General features: G+C 42.5%; 16 protein-coding genes. 11 read left to right on the forward strand and 5 right to left on the reverse strand.

The genetic code is table 11. The features are described from left to right. Positions 1–216: 216 nt before the first annotated feature. Positions 217–2,127: a molecular chaperone DnaK gene (dnaK, locus tag QSE00_RS23515; protein WP_110357643.1), complete on the reverse strand. Its 1,911-nt coding sequence runs from the start codon at positions 2,125–2,127 to the stop codon at positions 217–219. 2,213 nt (positions 2,128–4,340) lie between these two features. Between dnaK and QSE00_RS23520 the strand changes: the two genes are divergently transcribed. The 6 genes from QSE00_RS23520 (at position 4,341) to QSE00_RS23545 (ending at position 15,085) form a co-directional block, all read left to right on the forward strand. Further along, the gene (locus QSE00_RS23520) at positions 4,341–5,255 is read left to right on the forward strand and encodes a metallophosphoesterase (RefSeq protein WP_286107756.1); all 915 of its coding nucleotides are present in this window, start codon (positions 4,341–4,343) and stop codon (positions 5,253–5,255) included. A 436-nt stretch (positions 5,256–5,691) separates the two neighbouring features. Continuing rightward, positions 5,692–7,116, forward strand: a complete 1,425-nt coding sequence (locus QSE00_RS23525; RefSeq protein ID WP_286107757.1) for an L-serine ammonia-lyase — start codon at positions 5,692–5,694, stop codon at positions 7,114–7,116. Positions 7,117–8,826: 1,710 nt separating this feature from the next. After that, positions 8,827–11,067 carry a ligand-binding sensor domain-containing protein gene (locus QSE00_RS23530; protein ID WP_286107758.1) on the forward strand — a complete coding sequence of 747 codons (2,241 nt, stop codon included), beginning with the start codon at positions 8,827–8,829 and terminating at the stop codon, positions 11,065–11,067. A gap of 52 nt (positions 11,068–11,119) precedes the next feature. Further along, positions 11,120–12,493: a DUF3748 domain-containing protein gene (locus QSE00_RS23535; protein ID WP_286107759.1), complete on the forward strand. Its 1,374-nt coding sequence runs from the start codon at positions 11,120–11,122 to the stop codon at positions 12,491–12,493. Positions 12,494–12,503: 10 nt separating this feature from the next. Then, positions 12,504–14,633 (forward strand): hypothetical protein, encoded by a 2,130-nt coding sequence (locus QSE00_RS23540; RefSeq protein WP_286107760.1) that lies wholly within the window; start codon positions 12,504–12,506, stop codon positions 14,631–14,633. A gap of 47 nt (positions 14,634–14,680) precedes the next feature. After that, positions 14,681–15,085: a glycerophosphodiester phosphodiesterase family protein gene (locus QSE00_RS23545; protein WP_286107761.1), complete on the forward strand. Its 405-nt coding sequence runs from the start codon at positions 14,681–14,683 to the stop codon at positions 15,083–15,085. Here the strand turns inward: QSE00_RS23545 and QSE00_RS23550 are convergent. Together QSE00_RS23550 and QSE00_RS23555 are read right to left on the reverse strand one after the other, a co-directional pair. Continuing rightward, positions 14,984–15,340, reverse strand: a complete 357-nt coding sequence (locus tag QSE00_RS23550; RefSeq protein ID WP_286107766.1) for a Fic family protein — start codon at positions 15,338–15,340, stop codon at positions 14,984–14,986. The two genes, QSE00_RS23545 and QSE00_RS23550, sit on opposite strands and share 102 nt — an antisense overlap. Before the next feature lie 904 nt (positions 15,341–16,244). Beyond that, positions 16,245–16,706 carry a nuclear transport factor 2 family protein gene (locus QSE00_RS23555; protein ID WP_309148921.1) on the reverse strand — a complete coding sequence of 154 codons (462 nt, stop codon included), beginning with the start codon at positions 16,704–16,706 and terminating at the stop codon, positions 16,245–16,247. Positions 16,707–16,877: 171 nt separating this feature from the next. Here QSE00_RS23555 and panB point away from each other — a divergent pair, with 171 nt between their 5' ends. From panB to QSE00_RS23570, 3 genes are all read left to right on the forward strand, one after another. After that, a complete protein-coding gene (gene panB / locus QSE00_RS23560; RefSeq protein ID WP_110355817.1) occupies positions 16,878–17,696 on the forward strand; it encodes a 3-methyl-2-oxobutanoate hydroxymethyltransferase in 819 nt (272 codons plus the stop codon). Positions 17,697–17,778: 82 nt separating this feature from the next. Next, positions 17,779–18,477, forward strand: coding sequence for an RluA family pseudouridine synthase (locus tag QSE00_RS23565; protein WP_286107762.1), 699 nt, complete (start codon positions 17,779–17,781; stop codon positions 18,475–18,477). Between the two features lie 492 nt (positions 18,478–18,969). Next, positions 18,970–19,494: a DUF4252 domain-containing protein gene (locus QSE00_RS23570; RefSeq protein ID WP_286107763.1), complete on the forward strand. Its 525-nt coding sequence runs from the start codon at positions 18,970–18,972 to the stop codon at positions 19,492–19,494. Between the two features lie 7 nt (positions 19,495–19,501). Here QSE00_RS23570 and QSE00_RS23575 read toward each other — a convergent pair whose 3' ends face one another. Together QSE00_RS23575 and QSE00_RS23580 are read right to left on the reverse strand one after the other, a co-directional pair. Next, a complete protein-coding gene (locus QSE00_RS23575; RefSeq protein WP_258364801.1) occupies positions 19,502–20,362 on the reverse strand; it encodes a DMT family transporter in 861 nt (286 codons plus the stop codon). A gap of 9 nt (positions 20,363–20,371) precedes the next feature. Further along, positions 20,372–21,916, reverse strand: coding sequence for a hypothetical protein (locus QSE00_RS23580; RefSeq protein ID WP_286107764.1), 1,545 nt, complete (start codon positions 21,914–21,916; stop codon positions 20,372–20,374). A gap of 147 nt (positions 21,917–22,063) precedes the next feature. On the opposite strand from QSE00_RS23580, the gene QSE00_RS23585 reads away from it, so the two are divergent. After that, positions 22,064–23,236: a 2-isopropylmalate synthase gene (locus QSE00_RS23585; RefSeq protein ID WP_110355812.1), complete on the forward strand. Its 1,173-nt coding sequence runs from the start codon at positions 22,064–22,066 to the stop codon at positions 23,234–23,236. 1 nt (position 23,237) lies between these two features. Next, positions 23,238–24,356: a 3-isopropylmalate dehydrogenase gene (gene leuB, locus QSE00_RS23590; RefSeq protein ID WP_286107765.1), complete on the forward strand. Its 1,119-nt coding sequence runs from the start codon at positions 23,238–23,240 to the stop codon at positions 24,354–24,356. Positions 24,357–25,323: the final 967 nt, after the last annotated feature.

The raw sequence follows: 25,323 nt of genomic DNA on the forward strand, positions 1-25,323 counted from the left end.
GTGAATCATTAAGAAAAGGAACTTTAAAGAGTATATAAACCTAAATTTTTTTTATAATTGTAAGATCTTTCAAAGTGGCGCAATTTGACCGAAAATGGTGGCGTCATAACTCCGAAATAGCCACCAATCTTCAAATCTTCACATTATCTCATTTTCAAATCAAAAAAAACCCCCATCAATTGCTTGAGAGGGGTTTGTAGTATATAATAGAAATTCTTATTTCACTTCTTCGAAATCTACGTCTTCCACGTTATCCGCTTCTTTGGCATCCCCGTTGGAAGATGCTGTATCGGCGTCACCTGCCGGGGCACCTTGCTGTGCTTCCGCCTGGGCTTTGTACATTTCCTCCGAAGCCACTTTCCAAGCCTCGTTGATCTTGTCCAACGCTGGAGTGATCAGGGCCAAATCCTTAGCTTCATGGGCTTTTTTAAGCTCTGCCAAGGCATCCTCAATTGGTTTCTTCTTATCCTCGGATAATTTATCGCCAAACTCGGTCAATTGCTTTTCGGTCTGGAAGATCATTCCATCGGCCTCGTTCAATTTATCGGCGGTTTCCTTCGCTTTTTTATCCGCTTCCGCATTGGCTTCCGCTTCCGCTTTCATCTTTTTGATCTCTTCCTCTGTCAATCCAGAAGAAGCCTCAATTCTAATGTCCTGGGATTTGTTGGTAGCCTTATCGGTAGCCGATACTTTTATAATACCATTGGCGTCGATATCAAAGGTAACTTCAATCTGTGGGGTTCCCCTTTGTGCTGGTGGAATACCGTCCAAATGGAAACGACCGATAGTCTTGTTATCCTTGGCCATTGGTCGCTCTCCCTGTAGCACGTGGATCTCAACCGATGGCTGATTGTCCGCTGCCGTAGAGAAAATTTGCGATTTTTTGGTAGGGATGGTGGTGTTGGCCTCAATCAATTTGGTCATAACACTACCCATAGTTTCAATACCTAAGGAAAGTGGTGTAACGTCCAAAAGCAGTACGTCTTTCACATCTCCTGTCAATACCCCACCTTGTATAGCGGCACCTACGGCAACCACCTCATCTGGGTTAACCCCTTTGGAAGGCTTCTTGCCAAAGAACTTCTCAACCGCATCCTGTACGGCAGGAATCCTGGTAGAACCACCCACCAAAATAATTTCGTCTATATCGCTCTTGCTTAAACCGGCCGCTTTTAGGGCTGTATTACAAGGCTCAATGGTACGTTTAACCAAATCATCAATCAATTGCTCAAACTTGGCCTTGGTCAAGGTACGTACCAAATGCTTAGGTCCTGAGGCCGTAGCGGTAACGTAAGGAAGGTTAATTTCGGTCTGCGCTGAAGACGACAACTCAATTTTTGCCTTTTCGGCAGCCTCTCTCAAACGTTGCAATGCCATGGCATCCTTACGTAGGTCTATCCCTTCTTCCTTGTTGAACTCATCGGCCAACCAGTCGATTATTTTTTGATCCACGTCATCACCACCCAAGTGGGTATCCCCATCGGTAGCCAATACTTCAAAAACACCGTCTCCCAATTCCAGGATGGAAACATCATGTGTACCTCCACCAAAATCGAAAACCACTATTTTTTGATCCGTGTCCTTTTTGTCCATACCGTAGGCCAAAGAAGCTGCGGTAGGTTCGTTAATAATTCTTTCTACGGTAAGTCCGGCTATTTCACCGGCCTCCTTGGTAGCTTGTCTTTGCGCATCGTTAAAATAGGCAGGAACGGTAATTACCGCTCTACTAACAGTCTGTCCTAAATAGTCTTCCGCCGTTTTCTTCATTTTCTGAAGGATCATTGCCGAAAGTTCCTGAGGGGAATATAAACGTCCGTCTATATCTACCCTTGGGGTATCGTTATCTCCTTTTACCACTTTATAGGGCACCCTTTCCGTTTCCTTGGTGGATTCGGAGTACTTATTACCCATAAAACGTTTTATGGAATAAATGGTTTTATTTGGATTAGTAACTGCCTGTCTTTTGGCAGGATCTCCTACTTTAATTTCGCCACCCTCTACAAAAGCAATGACAGATGGAGTAGTTCTCTTACCTTCTGCGTTTGGGATTACAACAGCTTCGTTACCCTCCATAACCGAAACGCAAGAGTTTGTTGTTCCTAAATCTATTCCAATAATTTTACTCATGTTTATATATTTACTGTGTTGAAAAATCTTTTTAGCACTCGGGTCTAATAAGTCAATGATTGTGCCATGACAAAAAATATGACAAGGTGTCAGAACCATCCCTGCAATTGACCAGATAATGCATACATACAGGCCAATTTGGGCATTCCCCCTTGGCCAAAAATATGCCAAGGGGTCGTGCTTTCCATTACTAGTCCCAATAGTGTCCTTTTCAATGTCCCCTATTGGGAGCTATCCATTGCAATCACTAATGCTTTTTTTTGTTAAGGTCTAAAAGTTGAAAGTCGCCGCTATTACAATAAGCAATGAACAGTAATCAGTGGTCAGTAATCAGTAGTCAGTGGTCAGTGGCCGTTAATTTAGTCGATAGCCACAAGGCAATAGGCAATTGAGCAGTGAGCGGTGGCGGTATGCAGTTGTAGAGTGGAAAGTTATAATATTCAAAGTTTAAAGTTCGTCAATTCGAGCCTACCGACAAAGGCAGGCGTGTCCCGCGTTTTCGGCGGGAGTAGTCCGAAGTCGGGAGACTTCGCATAGCAGGGGGGATTCGGAGGAGGAGTAAACAGTAACCAGTGGTCAGTAGTTAGTGAACAGTTTTAGTAGGCACTGTTGAGCTATAATGTTCAATGATATAAAGTTCAAAGAAGATGGTCATTTCGAACGACCAACGGGAGGAGAAATCTCACAAGTAGCTAAACATGAACAGTCTTCAGTGGCCGTTAATTTAGTCGATAGCCACAAGGCAATAGGCAATTGAGCAGTGGCGGTATGCAGTTGTAGAGTGGAAAGTTATAATATTCAAAGTCCAAAGTTCGTCAATTCGAGCCTACCGACAAAGGCAGGCCTGTCCCGCGTTTTCGGCGGGAGTAGTCCGAAGTCGGGAGACTTCGCATAGCAGGGGGGAGGAGTAAACAGTAATCAGTGGTCAGTAGTTAGTGAACAGTTTTAGTAGGCACTGTTGAGCTATAATGTTCAATGATATAAAGTTCAGGAAGATGGTCATTTCGAACGACCAACGGGAAGAGAAATCTCACAAGTAGCTAAACATGAACAGTCTTCAGTGGACGTTAATTTAGTCGATAGCCACAAGGCAATAGGCAATTGAGCAGTGGCGGTATGCAGTTGTAGAGTGGAAAGTTATAATATTCAAAGTCCAAAGTTCGTCAATTCGAGCCTACCGACAAAGGCAGGCGTGTCCCGCGTTTTCGGCGGGAGTAGTCCGAAGTCGGGAGACTTCGCATAGCAGGGTTATAATGTTCAAAGTTTAAAGTTCGTCAATTCGAGCCTACCGACAAAGGCAGGCCTGTCCCGCGTTTTCGGCGGGAGTAGTCCGAAGTCGGGAGACTTCGCATAGCAGGGGGCAATAGGCAATTGAGCAGTGGCGGTATGCAGTTGTAGAATGGAAAGTTATAATATTCAAAGTCCAAAGTCCGTCAATTCGAGCCTACCGACAAAGGCAGGCGTGTCCCGCATTTTCGGCGGGAGTAGTCCGAAGTCGGGAGACTTCGCATAGCAGGGGTAATCAGTGGTCAGTAGTTAGTGAACAGTTTTAGTAGGCACTGTTGAGCTATAATGTTCAATGATATAAAGTTCAAAGAAGATGGTCATTTCGAACGACCAACGGGAGGAGAAATCTCACAAGTAGCTAAACATGAACAGTCTTCAGTGGCCGTTAATTTAGTCGATAGCCACAAGGCAATAGGCAATTGAGCAGTGAGCGGTGGCGGTATGCAGTTGTAGAGTGGAAAGTTATAATGTTCAAAGTCCAAAGTTCGTCAATTCGAGCCTACCGACAAAGGCAGGCCTGTCCCGCGTTTTCGGTGGGAGTAGTCCGAAGTCGGGAGACTTCGCATAGCAGGGTCCTTGATCCCTTTCCATAAGCAAAGAACAATTAGCAATTAGCAATGATCTGTGTTCCTCGGCCAAAAGCTAGAAAGCAAATTAACACATTGACTCATTGTTACATTGCTACATTTTCAAATTAATACATTAGTACATTGACTCATTGATACATTGCTACATTTTCAAATTAACCCATTGATTCATTGCTACATTGCTACATTTCCACATCATCAAATTTTCACATTATCTCATTTTCAAATCTTCACATTATCACATTTTCAAATTAACTCACCACCCTCCTGAATCTTCCTTAATCCAAAATCAATTATATTTGGTTTTAAGAATCAAATCCATCAGAACACCACTATTCTATGAACCTCCTTCAAAAAATTAAATCGGCCTTCATCTTGACCACCCTTTTAAGTTGTGGTTCCAAGGACCCGAAAGCTGGTTTGGACCAGGACCTGGCCATCGGCATTGTGGCGGACTGCCAATATTGCCACTGTGAATCCACTAGCTCCCGGTTTTATAAAAACTCCCCGGGAAAACTGCAAAATGCAGTAGATAGCCTTAACAATGCCCCCTTGGATTACGCCATTCATTTGGGCGATTTCATCGATAGGGATTTTAGTAGTTTTGATACCGTTGGTCCCATCTGGAACAAGCTAAAAACCAAGAAATACCAGGTATTGGGCAATCATGATTTTAGTGTTGCCGATTCCTTAAAACCTTTGGTGCCCCATAAAATGAACCTGAAACAACGGTATTACAGCTTTGTGGAACAAAATTGGCGATTCATTGTCCTGGACGGGAACGATCTTAGTTATCAAGGTGCCATTACCGAGGAAAAGTTGGCACAGACCGATTCCTTATTTACCCTTCTCTCCAAATCCAAACCGCCCAACCTCCAAACTTGGAACGGGGGTTTAAGTTTGGAACAGCTTAAATGGGTGGAAAACGAGTTGATATTGGCCCTAAAAAATAATGAAAAGGTTGGATTTTACTGTCATTTTCCCGTACTCGGGGAAGACAAGGTGCACAGATTATGGAACAGTCCACAATTTCTATCACTTATAGACCAATACCCCAATGTGAAATTTTATTTTAACGGGCATAACCATAATGGCGATTACGCCCAACGCCATGGGGTACATTACCTCACCTTTAAGGGCATGGTAGATACCGATAACACCTCCGCCTTTGCCAAGGTCCGTATTACAACCGACTCCATTCTTGTTCATGGGCATGGGCGGGAACCTTCCAGAAAACTAAAGATCAGGGAATGAAAGTTGCAATTAACAATTAGCAATGATCTGTGTTCTTCGGCCAAAAGCCAATAGTTTGTTGGTTCAACATTCTAGATTTTTGAAACTACGAAAAAAAGTTCCTTCCCCTGGGCAGGCGTGTCCCGCGTTTTCGGCAGGAGTAGTCCGAAGTCGGGAGACTTCGCATAGCAGGTTCATTGGTGCATTTTCAAATCTTCACATTATCCCATTTTCAAATTAACCCATTGATTCATTATTACATTAGTACATTGACTCATTGCTACATTTTCAAATTTCCAAATCTTCAAATCTTCACATTATCCCATTTTCAAATTAATCCATTGGTACATTGCTACATTAATTCATTGATACATTAAACCATTAACTCCATTAGCACCTTGGTATATTTCCCAATATATAATCCTATATTTACCCTAAAAATTTAACCTATTGGAAAATGGAATGCATTAGTGTTTTCGACATGCTCAAAATTGGTGTCGGCCCCTCCAGCTCCCACACTTTAGGCCCATGGCGTGCCGCAGAACGATTTATTGGCGAACTACGGGAAAAGAACGTATTTCATACCATTACCCATCTCCAGGCGGAGGTATATGGTTCCCTTTCCCTGACAGGAAAAGGCCACGCCACCGACCTGGCCATTATGTTGGGCCTTACCGGAGCCGATCCGGTCAGCATTCCCATAGAAAATATAAGTGGGATAATAAATGGAATTCAAGAAAGCAAAAAACTGCTTTTGAACAATTCCCTGGAAATTCCTTTCGATCCCAAATTGGATATCCTATTTAAAAGGGAATTTCTCCCCTTTCATGCCAACGGGATGATCTTTAGGGCCAGCTTGGCCAATGGCAAGCAAATTAAGGAAACCTACTATTCCATAGGAGGAGGCTTTGTGGTAAAGGAAGAACTTAAGCGTTCCAAAAAGAAAATGGAAGTTTTTAAGGCCTTCCCCTTTCCTGTAGAAAAGGGAACGGACTTATTGGCTACTTGCAAAAAAGAAAATAAGTCCATTTCCGAACTCGTATTGGAGAATGAGCGTTCCCTGCGTTCCAATTCGGAAATAGACCAAGGTCTGCAACATATCTGGGACACCATGTTGGAGTGTATGTACATAGGCTGCCATACCGAGGGGAATCTGCCTGGCGGACTCAATGTGCGGAGAAGGGCCTATGACACCCACCAAAAACTGAAGGGCCACCTCCCCTATACCACTCCTCAGGAATGGCTGCTTACCATAAGAAAGACCGAAGTAAAATTCCGTTCCATCCTGAAATGGGTAAGCTGCTTTGCCCTAAGCGTCAATGAAGTAAATGCATCCCTGGGCAGAGTGGTCACGGCTCCTACCAATGGCAGTGCTGGGGTAATACCTGCGGTGCTCATGTACTATATGGTCATAGAAAACCACGATGCCAATTTTGAACACATTAAAAAGTTTCTGCTGGTGGCGGGCGAAATTGGCAGTATTTTTAAAAAGGGGGCTACCATTTCCGCGGCCATGGGTGGCTGTCAGGCCGAAATTGGCGTATCGTCCGCCATGGCCGCCGCAGCGCTGACAGAACTTATGGGAGGTAGTCCGGAACAAGTACTCATGGCGGCAGAAATTGCCATGGAACACCATCTGGGCCTTACCTGTGATCCCATTGGCGGATTGGTCCAAATTCCATGCATAGAACGCAACTGTATGGGGGCCATAAAAGCGATCAACGCGGCAGAATTGGCGTTGGACTCCGACCCCGCCAATGCCAGAGTACCTTTGGACAAAGTAGTGAACACCATGTGGGAAACGGCCAAGGATATGAATACCAAATACAAGGAAACCTCGGAAGGCGGACTGGCCGTTGGGGTGTACCTGAGTGATTGTTGATGCATAGTATTGGGAGGCTAGATTTAGATTTTAGAGGCTGGACTAAAGTCTTATGGTGAAAGTAATATAACTAGGTGCTCCTTCCTGTAGAGTGATTGCTTCGTAACCTCGCAATGACGAATTCTTCCAAAATATACCCCATTAGTACATTGACTTATTGATACATTGATTCATTGCTACATTAATTCATTGCTACATTGGTAAATTTCCAAATCTTCAAATTTTCACATTATCTCATTTTTATGTTCTGTTCATTTTTTGCATCGCCCAAATGCGTAGCATTCATGAATACCATTAAAAATCAATAGACCAGCCGATGAATAAAAAATGACCAGGGCCGAACAACCAAGGTACGGGGTACCTCATGGTTAGGAGGAGCCAGCTGTAGTCGGGGCAGGCTGATTTTAAATTTCTTTAAATCTACGCACTTTCCACAGCCCCGGCGTCCAGGCCGCTTTCACTTGGGTGAAATGCTCTATGGACGCCTTCCACCTTCCAATGTGAAAACCACTTGATTTAAGACGAAATCGAAGATTCACGAAAACCTATAAAAAACCTGTCTGCCGAAGGCAGGCAATAATAACCACTTAAGTAAATTGAAAATAGGCCGGTCCTTTCGTTGCGTCAACCTTCATGTGGGGATAAGTCATTTTCCGTTATTAAAAACCTTTGGCATTGCCATCAAGGTCCTTGATCCCTTTCCGTGAGCAAAGAACAAAGAACAATTAGCAATGATCTGTGTTCCTCGGCCAAAAGCTAGATAGCAAATTAACACATTGATTCATTGGTGCATTTTCATATTTCGAAATTATTTCATTTTTGTGTTCTGTTCATTTTTTGCATCGCCCAAATGCGCAGCATTCATGAATACCATTAAAAATCAATAGACCAGCCCATGAATAAAAAACGACCAGGGCCGAATAACCAAGGTACGGGGTACCTTGTGGTTAGGAGGAGCCAGCTGTAGCCAGGGCCAAGCTGATTTTAAATTTCTTTAAATCTACGCACTTTCCACGGCCTCGGCGTCCAGGCCGCTTTCACTTGGGTGAAATGCTCTATGGACGCCTGCCTACCGGAAGGCAGGCCTTCCACCTTCCAATGTGAAAACCACTTGATTTAAGACGAAATCGAAGATTCACGAAAACCTATAAAAAACAATAATAACCACTTAAGTAAATTGAAAATAGGCCGGTCCTTTCGTTGCGTCAACCTTCATGTGGGGATAAGTCATTTTCCGTTATTAAAAACCTTTGGCATTGCCCTCAAGGTTCTTGATCCCTTTCCGTAAGCAAAGAACGATTTGCAATTAACAATGATCTATGTTCCTCGGCCAAAAGCCAGATAGCAAATTAACACATTGATACATTAAACCATTACTTCATTACCACATTAACCCATTTTCAAATCTTCACATTATCCCATTTTCAAATTAATCCATTGGTACATTAATTCATTGCTACATTAATCAATTGCTACATTGGTAAATTTCCAAATCTTCAAAATTTCAATTATTCTAACACTTTATTTAAATTTTAAAGAAGAAATGAATAATAAAGTCAATATATGATGTAAATCATGTAAAATATAGGAAGTCCAATACATTCAAATAAGGTTTATTTGTACAGGGCTGTAATCCCATTATTTGTATAAGCACCTATCAATGATTTCGTTACAGACCAACTGCCTATTACAACCAAAATATTTAATGACATGAGAAAAAGCTTTCGAAATTTATTATGGGTCGTACTCCTAGTGGGCCTATCCTGCTCAGAGGCCCCAAAAGGGGAAGCCACTACAGCATCCCTACCCATTTACGAGGATGTACCCTACCTGCAGGACTACAGCATTAAATATGACAAACAAGAAGATGACTTACAGTTATTCAGTACGTTCATGGACCGCAATGGGGTTATACAGGTAGCCTCAACGGACGGCATTCTACGTACGCACGATGGGCAATTCCTTTACCCTGGAATCCTTTTAAAGGATAAAACATACCGTCCGATAGCGGATAAGAATATTGTTGCCATGACCAGCTATCAACAACAGTTTGTATACTTGGACGACAAGGCCGTACTCAGCAACGCTTGGGCCGGAAGCCTATACCTAAATCACACACTTCCCAAGGCAAATATTTTTGCTGCTGGAAGCGATTTTGATTTCTTGATCAGTGATGGAACGGCGCTACAATATGTTTCCAAAAATAATAGTGGCTGGCAGGGAGCCCTGTCCAAGGATAAGGCCATAAGCATCAAATTCGACCCAAAAACCAAATCCTACTGGATTTTGGGGGAAAATTCCATAACCGCCTTCAATCCAAAAGACAAGACCTTAAAAACCGTATATGAAGGGAGTAATTTTACCTCCTTTGCCCTTCTGGGCAATACTTTGATCTTGACCACCCTGGACGGTTATTTTGAAGTGGATGCCGTAACCGGCAAACAATTTGGGGATAAAAAGACCCAATTGCCATGGACAGAAATCAACTATGTGGGAGAAATTGACGGACATCTGTGGTTTGGCTCTACCAAAGGGGCATTTATGTTAAAGGATGATGGTAAATTTAATTACTACTACGGAAAACGTTGGATGCCCGGCAACAATGTGAAACATATATCCCAAGGTACCGATGGTTCCATCCTAATATTGACCGATGAAGGGCTGGGACAAATCGTATATAAGGAAATGACACTATATGACAAAGCCCAATACTATGAAAAACAAGTGCGGGACAGGCATATAAGGCTAGGGTTCAATGCCACTCTAGTGGATATGGATAATGGTAATTTTGATACAGGGCGACTTTCCGATTCCGATAACGACGGACTCTGGACTACCATGTACCTGGCAGGAGAGGTTTTTCGGTACTCGGTGACCAAATCGGAAGATGCTCTTCAGAACTGTAGGGAAGCTATGGATGCCATGGAAAGGTTGTTCAGCATTAATCCCGTTCCTGGATTTCCTTCCAGATCTTTTGAACGCAGTGGTTATATAAATCAATTACACGATCCAGACAGATGGCAACATTCCGATGACCCTGAATGGGATTGGAAATCCACCACCAGTAGCGATGAGGCCATTGGTCATATTTTTGCTTATGGTGCTATGGCCGAAATAATGGACAATGACCTTAGGGACCGTGCCATTGTACTTATAGACACTCTTATGAGCCATATTGTAAGAAATGATATGTATATGGTAGATTTTGATGGCAAACCCACCACTTGGGGCCGTTGGAACCCGGAATACGTAAATGCGCGACCCAAAATGGTGGGAGACCGCAAAATAAATGCCTCCAATATTATAGGCATGCTCCAAACAGCCTATCACTTTACCGGAAAGGAAAAATACAAGGAAAAAGCTTTCGACCTAATGGATAACCACGGGTATCTGGACAATCTAATGTGGCCCATGAAAGATGTTGCCATGGCTCCGGACGATGCCGATGATTGGAGCAAAATGCTGTCCGAATCCTGGAACCATTCCGATGACGAAATGTACTTTGTAGGCTATTGGGGCTTATATAGATATGCCTTTAACGACACCCTTAAAACTAAATTTAAGGAAGCTATTATTGACCATTGGGAAATAGAACGCCCTGAAAAAGAAGGTGCCTGGAATATTATGACCGCCCTTACCGGCACCCAGGAGTTCGACTTGGAGGAAGCGGCCTGGTACCTAAGGGAACACCCTATGGATATGGTTGCCTGGGAGGTGAAGAATAGCCATAGAAAAGATATCACCTTTTTAGAACCTAATTTTAGGGAACAGACAACCACAGAGGTATTACCTCCCGATGAGCGCCGCGTACAAAGACATAACGCCAATATGTTCACATTGGACGGCGGTAGAAATGGTACGGAGGAATTCTCGGCTGGGGATATCTGGCTGCTCCCCTACTGGATGGGAAGGTATTTAGGGGTTATTAGCGCCCCTCAAACCAAGGATTGAGAATTGAATATTAACAGCCCAAGTAAATAGTATGGACACCAAAAAAATACTCATGAATATAAATATAGACAGTAAACCCATGCTCCTACTCTTCATGACACCCATGCTTTTTAGTGCTTGTGGACAAGATAATTACAAAATGGAAAGGCAAATTACCCAGGATCTTAGCTACAACCACGACTTGGACAACAATGACAATTTTTCCCCGGACGATGAATGGCTGGTGTATGATACCCGTACGGAGACAGGTGGTATTGGGGCCAATGGCAAAATTGAAAAGGTACATGTAAAAACAGGCGACAAGGTGGTCTTGTACGAACTACAACAGAACAAGGCCTATGGTCCTGGAGTGGGAGCTGTAAGTTATAGCCATACCAACAATGAGGTAGTCTTTATTCATGGATTACTGAATTGTACCCCGGACAAACCCTACGAGCAATGGAGGAGAACCGGAGTAATCATTCGGGATGACAGACCTGGACAGCCCATTTATATGGATGCCAGGGACATTTCCTTTCCGTTTACCGTAGGAGCCTTACGTGGGGGTACCCACAGGCATGAATTTAGTGGTGATGGAAAATGGATAGGATACACCTATAACGATGCCATTATGAAAAAACTAGAAGATTCTACCGGCCTTACCCACAATCTTAGAACCATAGGCGTTTCCACAAAACACCAGGCTGTAAGTGTTCCAGAATCACAGAACGGCGAGAATTTTTCTGGGGAATGGTTCAGTGCACTCGTGGTAAAAGTAGTGCCTGAGCCTGTACCAGGTTCCGATGAAATTAGTAAGGCGGCCGGAGATAGTTGGGTTGGACATTCGGGTTACCTAAATTCGGATGGAGACACCCAAAGGGCCAGGGCTTTTATTGGCACCACAACAAACAATAAAGGCGAACAGCTAGATGAGGTTTATATAGTGGATATCCCGGAAGATATAAGCCTTCCCGGAGACGCTGCCCTTGAAGGCACCGAAACCAGCTTGCCCGCCCCTCCTAAAGGAACCCATCAACGTAGACTTACCTTTACCGCCAATAAGCAATATCCCGGTTGCGAAGGTATTGTACGTTCCTCCTATGACGGCAGTCTGCTGGCCTACATAGCCAAAGATGACCATAACGTTAAACAAATATTCACCATCTCCCCTTTGGGAGGAAAAGCTGTTCAGCGTACTTTTCATGACTCGGACGTTCAAGGTGGCGTGCGTTGGCACCCCAAACAGCATCGCCTGGTCTATGTATGGCAGAATTCGTTGGTAGGCCTCAAAATGGAGAATGGAAAAAGTACAATCCTGACCAAACCCTCTCAAAATCCACCAAAAAATCCCGTCTGGTCCCACAATGGAAAGAAGATAGCCTATAACCGAATGGTTTCCAAAAACGGGAATACCCCCACTTTACAAATTTTTGTCATCGAACTTTAAGCAAACCAAAATGTATAGAATCCTATTTTCATTAGCCTTCATCCTTCATTTATCCTACGGAATCTATGCACAGGAGACCACCTTTTATCAGGATGTTGCCGTAATCAACGGTATTTCCGAAGGGCTACCTACAGCTAGTATCGATCAAATAACAATAGTTGGCAACACTCCTACGGCAACTACCAGCTCGGGGCAATATGAATGGAAAAATTCCAAATGGATCTCCAAAAAGAACGGTGATTCCCCTACCCCCTTACCTAAATACAAGGGACTGCCAATTGAAGCCGGAAAGGTCCTTGCCGCAACAAATTACGGAAACACCAACTACCTGGGTTGTGAAAATGGACTTTTCGTAAAGATCGGCCACAACAAATGGAAACAGGAACTTCCTTACGACCAAAATTACAGTTGGGCCTTAAAAGAGGTAGCGGCCCTCACAGTAGACTCAAAAGGCCGATTGTGGTTTGGTGCCAAACAAGGCGTAGGCCGCCTGGAGAAAGGACAATGGACGCTGTTTACCGGCAAGGAAGGGGTGCCCTACAACCGTTTTACATCGGTAGCTTCAGGTCCAACAGGTCAGGTGTGGTTTGGCACCGAAAACGGGGCCATTAGGGTGGAAGACGATAAATTCTTCTACCGATCCAACCGCAGATGGTTACCGCATAACCACGTAAATGATATTGCCGTGGACGTAGAAGGGACCGCTTGGATAGCTACGCAAAACGGTCTGGCCCAAATTATTTCAAAGGAAATGACCTATGCCGACAAAGCTACCCATTTTACGAATCAGGTAGAGGCAAGACATAATAGAATGGGCTTTATCTGCCAAAGTCACCTTACCGAACAGTTCAATATAAATACTAGTCAGTTGGCCATTTCGGACAACGATGGGCAATATACCGCCATGTACGGGGCAGCCCAGGCTTTCCGATACGCCATTACCAAGGATCCCAAGGCCAGGGAACTGGCCAATAGGAGCTTTTTTGCCCTAAAATGGTTGGTGGATATTACCCATGAACCGGGATTTCCGGCAAGGGTGATCATTCCTGTGGATTGGCATGAACCCGTCAATGAACAATACAGTAAGGAGTACAATAGAAGGCACCAAAAAAACGATCCCTTCTGGAAGGATATTTTTCCACGTTTTCCCCTCAGTGAGGATGGAAATTATAGATGGAAATGTGATACCAGCTCGGACGAATTGGCCGGACATTATTTTTATTATGGCATTTATAACGATTTGATTGCGGAGACCAAGGAAGAAAAGGATGCCGTTAAACAAGTGGTGGCCGATGTTACCGACCACCTTATTCGGCACGGTTTCAAACTAGTGGATTACGATGGGAAACCAACGCGTTGGGGAAGTTTTGATCCTGATTATTTCAATTCCATCTGGGGATGGGACCAACGTGGTCTCAATGCCATGATGATGCTTTCCTTTTTAAATGTTGCCTCCCATGTTACGGGAGATCCCAAATATGATGAGGTGGCCGAAATCTTGAGGGAAAAGGAAAACTATGACATCTACGCCATGCACGCCAAAGAATTTTTTCCACCGGAAAATGCGGTTCCCTGGGACAACAATTTAGGTCTAATGAGTCTATATGGCCTCATTAATTACGAGAAAAATCCGGAAAGGCAAATTATGTACCGTATTGCCCTTGAGAACGCTTGGTTGCATATCAGCAAGCAAAAAAACGCCTTTTGGGACGGACTCTATGGTGCAATGGCCGGTTTTTTTACCAAAAAGGTGGATGAAGGTTTTTTTAAGCCCGAGGAATTATTTATAGAGAATCCTTTATTTGCAAAGGCCAGCATTGACCGGTATTACAAGAGTAGCCTGGACAACCGCTACATGACAGAAACCTTGCAACGCATTCCGTTGGACCTAATAGGCTATGACATGGACAACACCCATCGTCTGGATATTCAATTGGACCCCACACCGGGCCAAGTAAAAGATATGGGCTGGGGAAATGACACCTATGCCCTGCCAATAGACGAAAGGGGACACGTTAGGTTAGACCGCGATGCCACTGTTCTCCATGATAATGAAGGTAATGGATACGCCGAACACGAAGGCACCTTTTACCTTCTACCCTATTATCTGGCCACCTACCATAATCTTATTGAACCATAGGCCATACCAAGGGGCATAAGATTGTAACGCTATATAATACAAGGCAAATGCTTAGTTTTTTTATAATTCAAGTATTCCTTGGCCTAATGGGCCTTGGTCTTGGCTATCCCCAAAATGGGTTGCCAAAGTCGAAAAATGGCAACACCTATATTACAGCACATAGAGGTGCCCATAATGGAATTCCCGAAAATTACTTGGCCGCCTATCAGAAAGCTATTGAGCTGGGCTGCGATTTTGTGGAGATCTATATAAGAACTACCAAGGATGGTAAATTGGTAAGTGTTCACAATGCTACCATAGATGCCTATGTTATGGCGGAAAAAGGCAAGGTAAAAGAGAATCAGGAGGATTTAAACTTTAGCTACTGGAGTTCCTTTCACCCCTTCTTCTACAAGCCAATTAATAAACTTACCAAATGTAGTAATATCTTTATCTACACTAGCTTTCTCTAAAGCATTCATATATGCGTTACGTTCTTCTACTGGTATCACAGTCCAAGGATAGCCTCCAGATGCCAACATGGCATTCATTAAAAAGCGTCCCATTCTACCATTGCCATCTTTATAAGGATGTATATAAACAAAAATAAAGTGTCCTAAAACAGCTCTTACACCAGCATGCTTTTCGTTTATCAATAATTGGAACAATTCAGGCATAGTGTCTCGTACCGCTTCTACATTTAATGGTACATGCTTTGATTTTCCAATATATACTTAACCGATTCTATATCCCGCAAGGTCTGATATTTGAAGAATGCCTGTGGTTACGCTAGGCGCAAATAATTGTCGATACCAATCTCCGTGATCTTCATCTGCGACCAGTCCAGAATTTTCATTGTTTAGTATGCGCTTCAAGCTATCCCTAACGCTTTGTGTTTTATGTTGTGATATAATTAGATATTTATGTTGTTCAACATATTAGAATTTTATGTATCAACACCAAATGAAAGCTTCTCCTATTACTGTTTTAAGAAAGAAGGGAAACAAAACCACTTGATTTAAGACAAAATTGAAAATAGGCCGGTCCTTTCGTTGCGTTAACCTTCATGTGGGGATAAGTCATTTTCCGTTATTAAAAACCTTTGGCATTGACATCAAGGTCCTTGATCCCTTTCCGTAAGCAAAGAACGATTAGCAATTAGCAATGATCTGTGTTCCTCGACCAAAAGCTAGAAAGCAAATTAACACATTGACTCATTGCTACATTTTCAAATTTCGAAATTATTTCATTTTTGTGTTCTGTTCATTTTTTGCATCGCCCAAAAAACGAACCAAAAAACGCTAGGCTGATTTTAAATTTCTTTAAATCTACGCACTTTCCACGGCCCCGGCGTCCAGGCCGCTTTCACTTGGGTGAAATGCTCTATGGACGCCTTCCGCCTTCCAATGTGAAAACCACTTGATTTAAGACAAAATTGAAAATAGGCCGGTCCTTACGTTCCGTCAACCTTCATGTGGGGATAAGTCATTTTCCGTTATTAAAAACCTTTGGCATTGCCCTCAAGGACTATGGTTTGGTCGTTCTGCTTCCGTCGTGGAGATGGCATGGCCGTTAGGAATTATTGAAGCCTTGATCAAATTTATTAGCTCCCTGGAAAACCATTAACCCCAATTAATCACAACCCTCTTTTCTTCTTGTATCTATCAAATAAATAATCTTCCAGCTGCCTTGGTCATTGAACAATTGAAACGAATTTACGCCACAATGGCTAAAGCTATCGTTCACCCAAAATTCGTAGTTGGTCCATGCATTGGCCATTGGGCCATCTATTTGGATATTATAGGTCAGTATCCTTTCCTCAAATTTGGTAGTGGAGGGAATGGATACGATCGATTTTAGAAAATGATCAAAATTTTCGGTTTTGACCACCTCTGTACCCTCGGCATTCTTGCCAATGGTCTGTAAGACAATATCCTTGGAAACCGATTCCCTTAGGGCTACTGAATCCTGCTGGTGAAATGCTAAAAAAAAGGAATCAATGGTATTTTTCACCATCTCCTCTCCCCCATTCTGTGCCCGCAGACCAAACACAGATAACAATGTAAGACAAATAAGCACAATTGTGTTCATCATAGATAGTTTGTAGAATAATTGAATTTAATCAAATAAAAGATATTAAACCTTAGTACCGACTTCCCAATATTGAGTTTCACTAATATAAATAAAAAACCTAGGAACAATCTACGGTAAGATTGACGAATTTTAGAACAAATCATTACTTTTATCCCACCAAAAACAAAATAGATGTCCACTGCCAAAAAAGAATACAAAAGAGTTACCGTAAAATCTCTCGTTGATATGAAAAAAAACGGAGAGAAAATATCCATGTTAACGGCTTATGATTATTCCATGGCAAAAATTGTCGATGCCGCCAATGTAGATGTAATATTGGTAGGTGACTCTGCCAGTAATGTTATGGCCGGACATGAAACCACCCTACCCATTACCCTAGACCAAATGATCTATCACGCATCTTCGGTAATACGTGCGGTAAACCGTGCCTTGGTTGTTGTGGATATACCTTTCGGGAGTTATCAAAGCGACCCCAAGGAGGCGTTGCGCTCTGCCATCCGAATCATGAAGGAAAGTGGCGCCCATGCCGTGAAAGTAGAAGGGGGACAAGAAATAAAGGAATCCGTAAAAAGAATTTTAAACGCAGGCATCCCTGTAATGGGGCATTTGGGCCTAACCCCTCAATCCATTTATAAATTTGGCACCTATACCGTTAGGGCCAAAGAGGAAGAGGAAGCGCACAAACTCATTGAAGATGCCAAGCTACTGGAGAAAATGGGATGTTTTGCCATAGTTCTTGAAAAAATACCTGCCAAATTGGCCAAGGAAGTAGCAGGAAAGGTATCCATTCCCATTATAGGAATTGGGGCAGGAAATGGGGTGGATGGCCAAGTATTGGTTATACATGACCTCTTGGGTATAACCCAGGAATTTAATCCACGATTCTTGCGAAGGTATCTCAACTTGTATGAGGAAATGGGCAATGCCATTTCCAAATATGTGGACGATGTAAAAACGAGGGACTTCCCAAGCGACGAGGAGCAATACTAAAGGAGCGTATCGCTATCTCCTTATAATGTCCGCCATTTTATGGGGCGGATGGCCTATGAACTAGATAATCAATTCTATATAAGTGTCCACTAAAACAATTTCTACCCCTGGGAATCTCCAGGTCCTGTACGAGGATAACCACCTTATAGCCATCAATAAAAGGGCCGGCGATATAGTACAGGGCGATAAAACCGGGGATACCCCCCTGAGCGAGATTGTAAAGCAGTATATAAAAACAAAACACAACAAACCGGGAAACGTTTATTTGGGAGTGGCACACCGCTTGGACAGGCCTACTACGGGTATTGTGGTCTTTGCAAAAACCTCAAAGGCCCTCCCTAGGCTCAATAAATTATTTGCAGAAAAGGATGCCCAAAAAACATATTGGGCCATAGTGAACAAAATGCCCGATAAGGATGCCGGTACCTTAACCCATTGGCTTAAACGCAATCCTAAACAAAATAAATCCTACGGCCATAAGCATGAGGTTCCGGATAGCAAAAAAGCCATTTTAGACTATAAGGTCATTAAGCAACTGGAACGTTATTTTTTATTGGAAATAGATTTAAAAACAGGGAGGCACCATCAAATTAGGGCTCAACTGGCCGCTATTGGGTGTGTTATAAAAGGGGATTTGAAATACGGGGCGGACAGAAGCAATAAAGATGGAAGCATACATCTACATGCCAGAAGCCTTTCCTTTATACATCCCGTAAGGAAAGAATTGTTACAACTCACGGCCCCTCCCCCCGAGGACAGTGTTTGGAACGCCTGTAAATAAATAATCCCCAAGGCGGGATTTTTTCAACTTGCAATTTTTAGTGCGTCCTGCCGACTTCTTAAAATTGAGTTTCACTAATAGGGATCGACCCCAGGGTCGAGGTAGTGGACCTGGATCCCGCCGAAAAGGGCGGGATTAGTTCAACTTGCAATTTTAAGTGCGTCTTGCCGACTTCTTAAAATTGAGTTTCACTAATAAAAGGAATCGACCCAAGGGCGGAAGTTGTGGACCTGGATCCCGCCGAAAAGGGCGGGATTAGTTCAACTTGCAATTTTAAGTGCGTCTTGCCGACTTCTTAAAATTGAGTTTCACTAATAGGGATCGACCCCAGGGTCGAGGTAGTGGACCTGGATCCCGCCGAAAAGGGCGGGATTAGTTCAACTTGCAATTTTAAGTGCGTCTTGCCGACTTCTTAAAATTGAGTTTCACTAATAAAATTTTCACTACTTTTAACAAAGGGCATATTCCAAAGACCAAAGTAAAACACTATCCATGGGCAAGAAAGCACTGTTTATTTTTAGCATTATGTTACTGAACTCCTGTGGTAGTTACAATTCCATAGACACATTTTACGAAGCACATAAGAACGATGCCCAAGTAACCGCCATCCGCGTGCCCCATTTCATGATTTCCCTTATAAGTAATATATCCCCGGAAATAAATGAACTGGTAGGAGACACCAAGGACCTAAGGTATATGCAGTTTCCTGTGGCCACCCCTGCAAGGGCCGATTTCCTGAACAAGCAAATGAACGGTATTACCGGAAATTCCTTTATAGAGATTTTCCGTAACAATGATGATTTAAAACGTTCGGTAGTATCCATAAGGGAACGCAAAAACTCGGTGAAGGAAATTCTAATATTCAACAACAATAACAAAACGGGTTCATTCCTTTACTTCAATGGAAATTTTGACCCCGTCAGGGTAAGGAATATGGCCAAAAACAACGAGTTTGAAAAACTTACCCAAGGCCTTGTCAAGGAGTATAATCCCAATACTCCCAGTATTAATAATTAATAGGGAATTATTTATAAGACCGTACACTCTCAATCACCACAGAGCTCAAAATAAGTACTCCGCCCATTACCGTGGTCCAACTTGGAATTTCTGAAAGAAAAATTATCCCTATTAAAATACCGTAAACCGGTTGCACACTACTCAAAATACTCACCGTAGTAATACTAAAATGTTTAAAACAATTGAGGAATAAGGTATGCCCTATAGCAGTTGTGAACAAGGCCAAGGTTAACAGTGCCGGCCATTGGTCCGCAATGGCGTCTACCTGATAAATAAAAAATGCCGGGGCCAATACAAACCCTACTATACCCGTCTGATAGGTCATCATTAAGGAACCATTGTAATGGGCCGCCCTGGACTTTAATATAATATTCCTAATAGCATAGGCCAATGCGGAAAAAACACCAAGACCAACAGCCAAAACATGCGTATTGCCAGTTTCAAAATCGGGAGCCAACAAATAAATCCCGCCCAAAACCAATAGCCCCAGTACAAAATGGATTCTTTGGAAGGGCGTTTTTAAAATCAATGGCTCCAACAGGGCCGTTATAATGGGATAGGTAAACATAGACAACATCCCAATGGCCACATTGGATAGCTGCAGCGCATAGAAATAGGTCAACCAGTGAATTCCCATAAGAATACCGCCTAATAAAATAATGGGGTAATCCTTTTTGGCAATGCGGAACGATATTTTTTTCCATTTACAATAGAGCAACAGAAACAAAAATGCCAAACCTGCCCTACTGGCTATGGTTATGGGAACCGGTAATTGCACATATCTGCCCAGAGCTCCGGAAGTACCAATAAAAATCATGGCCAGATTTATCTCCAGCAGATGGTTAATGTGAAGGCTTTTGCTTTTCAAAAATATATTTTAACGGGTAACGGACATCGCCTTCTCTCTAATAATTTGTGCAACTGGTTTATTTTGTAAATGGCTTTCCAGCCAAGAAATAATATCCAAATATAAGAAAGCCCGTTTTTCATATGGGTGATTTTCGTATTTTTTCAGTTCATCGTACAGCTTTTGGAACTCCGTGGGCAACTCGTGGGGGAAGATATCGCCCAAGCGTCTTAAAAATTTGATCATTTCTTTCTGTACGGCATGAAGATCGTTCATTTTTAGCAGGAACTTATAGGTGCTTTTCAACTGTACTTCCAAATGATAGTCCATACCGGCCTCGTAGTGGGCAATAAGACTTAGTACCCTGGCAAAGCACATGAGATCTTCGCGCATTTTTAGATTCTTATTGTTAATAATCCTCTTTAAATACTGAATGCAGGTTTTATTGTCCCCAATTCCAAAATAAAGGCAAGCTATCTTATAGTACAATACCATAACATGATGCTGGTCTATCCTATCCTTATGCTTGTTAATTCCGTATTCTACGATTTTGACCAAATAAAGGCCCTTTTCAAAATTGCCCTCCAAGAAATGAAGGTTTAATTTATTTAAATTGATATATAAAAATGCCAAAGAGGCTATGTTGTCATTGTCCGGAAATTGCTTACTTCCTACAATTTTCTCCAATTTTTCCAAGGTCTCCTTGAATTGGGAGCTGTATTTAACATAAAATAAGGATTCCAACAAATAATGGTTTCCCTTTAAAAAGAATACGGGGTTTAAATAGATCATTTCCTTATTGTCATAAAATAGATCTACCCATTTACTGGAATACTTGTAACAGGACAAAAAGTCCTGGGTTAGAAAACTGTACCAAAGATGTGCCTTGTACAACCATAGTTTCTCCCTAAAACCCAGGTCTTCAATATGATACTTGGGCAAGTGCTTATCAAAATATTTTTGAACCCTTTTAATGTCCTCATCGCTTCTAACATATCCAATTTTTAACATCTGCCCATATAGCTGAAGTGCAAGGTTGGATAATTTACTGGTAATTACATTTTGTGCCGATAGCTGCTTGGCCTGTACTGCCAATTCATCTGCCCTGTCCGGAATACTACGGGTAATATACTGGGTCTCGATCAACTTCTCAAATTCAACAATCTCATAGGCCACGTTTTTCTCCTCATTTTCAATGGCGGTGGCCTTTGCCTTGTCCAATATTTTAAGGCTCTGCTTATACAGGCCCTTCTGGTACAGAATTGTAGCAAAATCCAATTGTTCCCGGATCTGCACCCGTATATTTTGATTTACGGGGTTTAACCTAAGGCTCACCAGGATCTGTTTGTACAGGTGGGCCTTAAGGTTGGACAACTGGGCCTTCTTAACAATCCCATTCTCCAGTATTAACTTTTCATCATACACCTTAATTTTATCCATTAAATTAAAAAGGGCAAGAAATTTGGCATCTGTATTCACCCCCAAGCGTCCAACATACAATTTAAATTGACGTTTCTCTGACTTGGAAAGTGATTTGACCAAAACGAATAATGCATCTTTATGCGCATTTGTCATCGTAATAATAAAGGTTTATATAATTGATAATCAGTGTTTTAAATACTTCAAAAAGTTATTTAACGTTGTAAATGCCATTTTGTGATTAGTACTGGCAAACCTACTAGTACTATATTCGTATAGCGCACATAAAATTACGTAAATATAATGAGCAAAGAAAAGGTACATATTTTTGACACAACACTTAGAGATGGAGAGCAAGTCCCCGGATGTAAATTGGATACGGACCAAAAATTAATTATCGCCGAGAGACTGGATCTTTTAGGGGTAGACATTATAGAAGCCGGTTTTCCAATTTCCAGTCCAGGAGATTTTAATTCTGTACAGGAGATTTCAAAAATTGTAAAGAACGCAACGGTATGTGGACTTACACGTGCTGTTAAAAAAGACATTGAAGTGGCCGCAGAGGCTTTAAAATATGCCAAAAGACCGAGAATACATACAGGTATAGGCACTTCTGAATCCCATATTAAGTTTAAGTTCAACTCCAATAAGGAAGCAATAATAGAACGGGCCATAGAGGCGGTAAGTTATGCCAAATCCTTTGTGGAGGATGTAGAATTTTACGCCGAGGATGCCGGTAGAACGGATAATGAATTTCTGGCAAGGGTCTGTGAGGCCGTCGTTAAGGCGGGTGCCACCGTATTGAATATTCCAGACACCACAGGATACTGTTTACCTGAGGAATACGGGGCCAAAATAAAGTATTTAAAGGAAAACGTAACCGGCATTCATAAAGCTATTTTGTCCTGTCATTGTCACAATGACCTTGGACTTGCCACCGCAAACTCCATAGCCGGGGTAATCAACGGAGCCAGACAAATTGAATGTACCATCAATGGGATAGGTGAACGCGCAGGAAACACTGCCCTGGAGGAAGTGGTCATGATTTTAAGACAGCATCCTACCCTTAATTTGGACACGAATATCAACAGTAAATTACTATACGACACCAGTCAGATGGTATCCCAAAAAATGGGTGTTTACGTGCAGCCCAACAAAGCCATAGTGGGGGCCAATGCCTTTGCCCATAGCTCGGGGATTCATCAGGACGGTGTTATTAAAAACAGGGAGACCTATGAAATAATAGATCCCGCAGATGTTGGGGTAACCGAATCTTCCATTGTCCTTACTGCCAGAAGTGGTAGGGCGGCGTTGGCATATAGGGCGAAAAATGTAGGCTATGAACTTACCAAGATCCAACTGGATGTGGTTTATCAGGAATTTTTAAAATTTGCGGATAAGCAGAAGGAGATTTTTGATGAGGATATCCATGATATCATCATCGCCAGTGGCATCAAAATAAAAAGCATAGCTTAAAATGAATCTAAAGATTGCTCTTTTAGGGGGAGATGGAATTGGTCCTGAGGTCTTGGCACAGTCCGTAAAGTGCTTGCAGGCCGTTGAAGAGACCTTCAACCATCATTTCACTTATAAGGAAGGGTTGATCGGGGCCGTAGCCATGGACAAATACGGCTCCCCGCTACCAAAGCAGACCATTGATCTTTGCAAGGCTTCGGATGCCATACTTTTTGGGACTATAGGTACCCTGAAATATGATGACAATCCCAGCGCAAGAGTACGGCCTGAACAGGGATTGCTCCAATTGCGCAGAGAATTGCAACTCTTTACCAATATTAGGCCCGTCAAGATTTTTCCAACATTGATCAATAAATCACCCCTTAAAAAGCACGTTATTTTTGGAACGGATTTCGTAATCTACCGTGAACTTACCGGGGGGATCTACTTCGGTGAAAAAAAATTGAGTGAAGATGGGACCGTTGCTTCCGACTTGTGTGAATACTCGGAAAAAGAGATCGGTAGAATTACCCATTTGGCCTTTAAAGCAGCCAAGAACAGACGTAAAAAATTAACATTGGTAGACAAGGCCAATGTATTGGAAACCTCTAGGTTATGGCGCAAAGTGGTAACCAGAATATCTGAAAGTTATCCGGAAGTGCAATTGGATTTTTTATTTGTAGACAATGCCGCCATGAAAATGATGTTGGACCCGAACGACTTTGATGTTATTCTTACCGATAATATGTTCGGCGACATTTTATCCGATCAGGGCAGTGCTATTTGCGGTTCCAAAGGCCTCCTTCCGTCGGCCTCGATTGGCAATGAACATGCCATGTTTGAACCCTTTCACGGTTCCTACCCCCAGGCATCGGGAAAAAATATAGCCAATCCCGTCGCCTCCATCTTATCTACGGCCATGATGTTAAGCCATTTTGGCCTTCATGAAGAGTCGCTCGCCGTGGTAATAGCGGTAGACAAATCCATGAAAAAGCACGTGGTTACCAAAGATCTGAACGCTTCCAGCAAATATGGGACGAGTCAGGTGGGCGATTTTATTGCCGGCAACATCATAGATTCTGACGAAAACCTCAACTATAATTACGAAAACATAGGCTTGGGAAGATCTACTATCATTTAATTACTGCAAAAAACAAGCGCTACCATTTTATTATAGCCTCTTTTTAAGATATATTCCATTGTAAATGGAAATCGATTCCGTGATTGCCATTTAAATAAAGTCAATAGTCCTATCCCCTGGAACCATCCTTCAACTGGTAGGTGTAATCGTGAGTTTTTCAACAATGGTAATAAACAATTAGGTCGCTTCAGGTAACCCTCGGGATGCACTTGCCAGGGATCATGACCAATTGTTGGGATCAATCCCAAAAGTTGTGTGTGAATTACAAAAAAATATTATTTACTATCTAAAGTTTGTGTCCTGTTCATTTTTTGCATCGCCCAAATGCGTAGCATTCATGAATACCATTAAAAATCAATAGACCAGCCGATGAATAAAAAACGACCAGGGCCGAACAACCAAGTTACGGCGTACCTTGGTTAGGAGGAGCCAGCTGTAGCCATGGCCAAGCTGATTTTAAATTTCTTTAAATCTACGCAATTTCCACAGCCCCGGCGTCCAGGCCGCTTTCACTTGGGTGAAATGCTCTATGGACGCCTTCCGCCTTCCAATGTGAAAACCACTTGATTTATGACAAAATTGAAAATAGGCCGGTCCTTTCGTTGCGTCAACCTTCATGTGGGAATAAGTCATTTTCCGTTATTAAATAACTTTGGGCATTGCACTCAAGGTCTATGGTTAGGTCGTTCTTCTTCCGTCGTGAAGATGGCATGACCGTTAAGAATTATTGAAGCCCTGGAAATAATTTACTATCTCATTTTTGTGTCCTGTTCATTTTTTGCATCGCCCAAAAAACGAACCAAAAAACGCTAGGCTGATTTTAAATTTCTTTAAATCTACGCAATTTCCACAGCCCCGGCGTCCAGGCCGCTTTCACTTGGGTGAAATGCTCTATGGACGCCTTCCACCTTCCAATGTGAAAACCACTTGATTTAATACGAAATTGAAAATAGGCCGGTCCTTTCGT

Source organism: Arenibacter flavimaris, from assembly GCF_030291335.1.
In the GTDB taxonomy this organism is placed as follows: domain Bacteria; phylum Bacteroidota; class Bacteroidia; order Flavobacteriales; family Flavobacteriaceae; genus Arenibacter.

Coding starts and splice junctions, on each gene's coding strand:
- QSE00_RS23530 (WP_286107758.1), top strand. CDS start 8,827: ATGAGAAAAAGCTTTCGAAATTTATTATGGGTCGTACTCCTAGTGGGC.
- leuB (WP_286107765.1), top strand. CDS start 23,238: ATGAATCTAAAGATTGCTCTTTTAGGGGGAGATGGAATTGGTCCTGAG.
- QSE00_RS23545 (WP_286107761.1), top strand. CDS start 14,681: ATGCTTAGTTTTTTTATAATTCAAGTATTCCTTGGCCTAATGGGCCTT.
- QSE00_RS23555 (WP_309148921.1), bottom strand. CDS start 16,706: ATGATGAACACAATTGTGCTTATTTGTCTTACATTGTTATCTGTGTTT.
- panB (WP_110355817.1), top strand. CDS start 16,878: ATGTCCACTGCCAAAAAAGAATACAAAAGAGTTACCGTAAAATCTCTC.
- QSE00_RS23580 (WP_286107764.1), bottom strand. CDS start 21,916: ATGACAAATGCGCATAAAGATGCATTATTCGTTTTGGTCAAATCACTT.
- QSE00_RS23525 (WP_286107757.1), top strand. CDS start 5,692: ATGGAATGCATTAGTGTTTTCGACATGCTCAAAATTGGTGTCGGCCCC.
- QSE00_RS23585 (WP_110355812.1), top strand. CDS start 22,064: ATGAGCAAAGAAAAGGTACATATTTTTGACACAACACTTAGAGATGGA.
- QSE00_RS23540 (WP_286107760.1), top strand. CDS start 12,504: ATGTATAGAATCCTATTTTCATTAGCCTTCATCCTTCATTTATCCTAC.
- dnaK (WP_110357643.1), bottom strand. CDS start 2,127: ATGAGTAAAATTATTGGAATAGATTTAGGAACAACAAACTCTTGCGTT.
- QSE00_RS23520 (WP_286107756.1), top strand. CDS start 4,341: ATGAACCTCCTTCAAAAAATTAAATCGGCCTTCATCTTGACCACCCTT.
- QSE00_RS23570 (WP_286107763.1), top strand. CDS start 18,970: ATGGGCAAGAAAGCACTGTTTATTTTTAGCATTATGTTACTGAACTCC.
- QSE00_RS23535 (WP_286107759.1), top strand. CDS start 11,120: ATGAATATAAATATAGACAGTAAACCCATGCTCCTACTCTTCATGACA.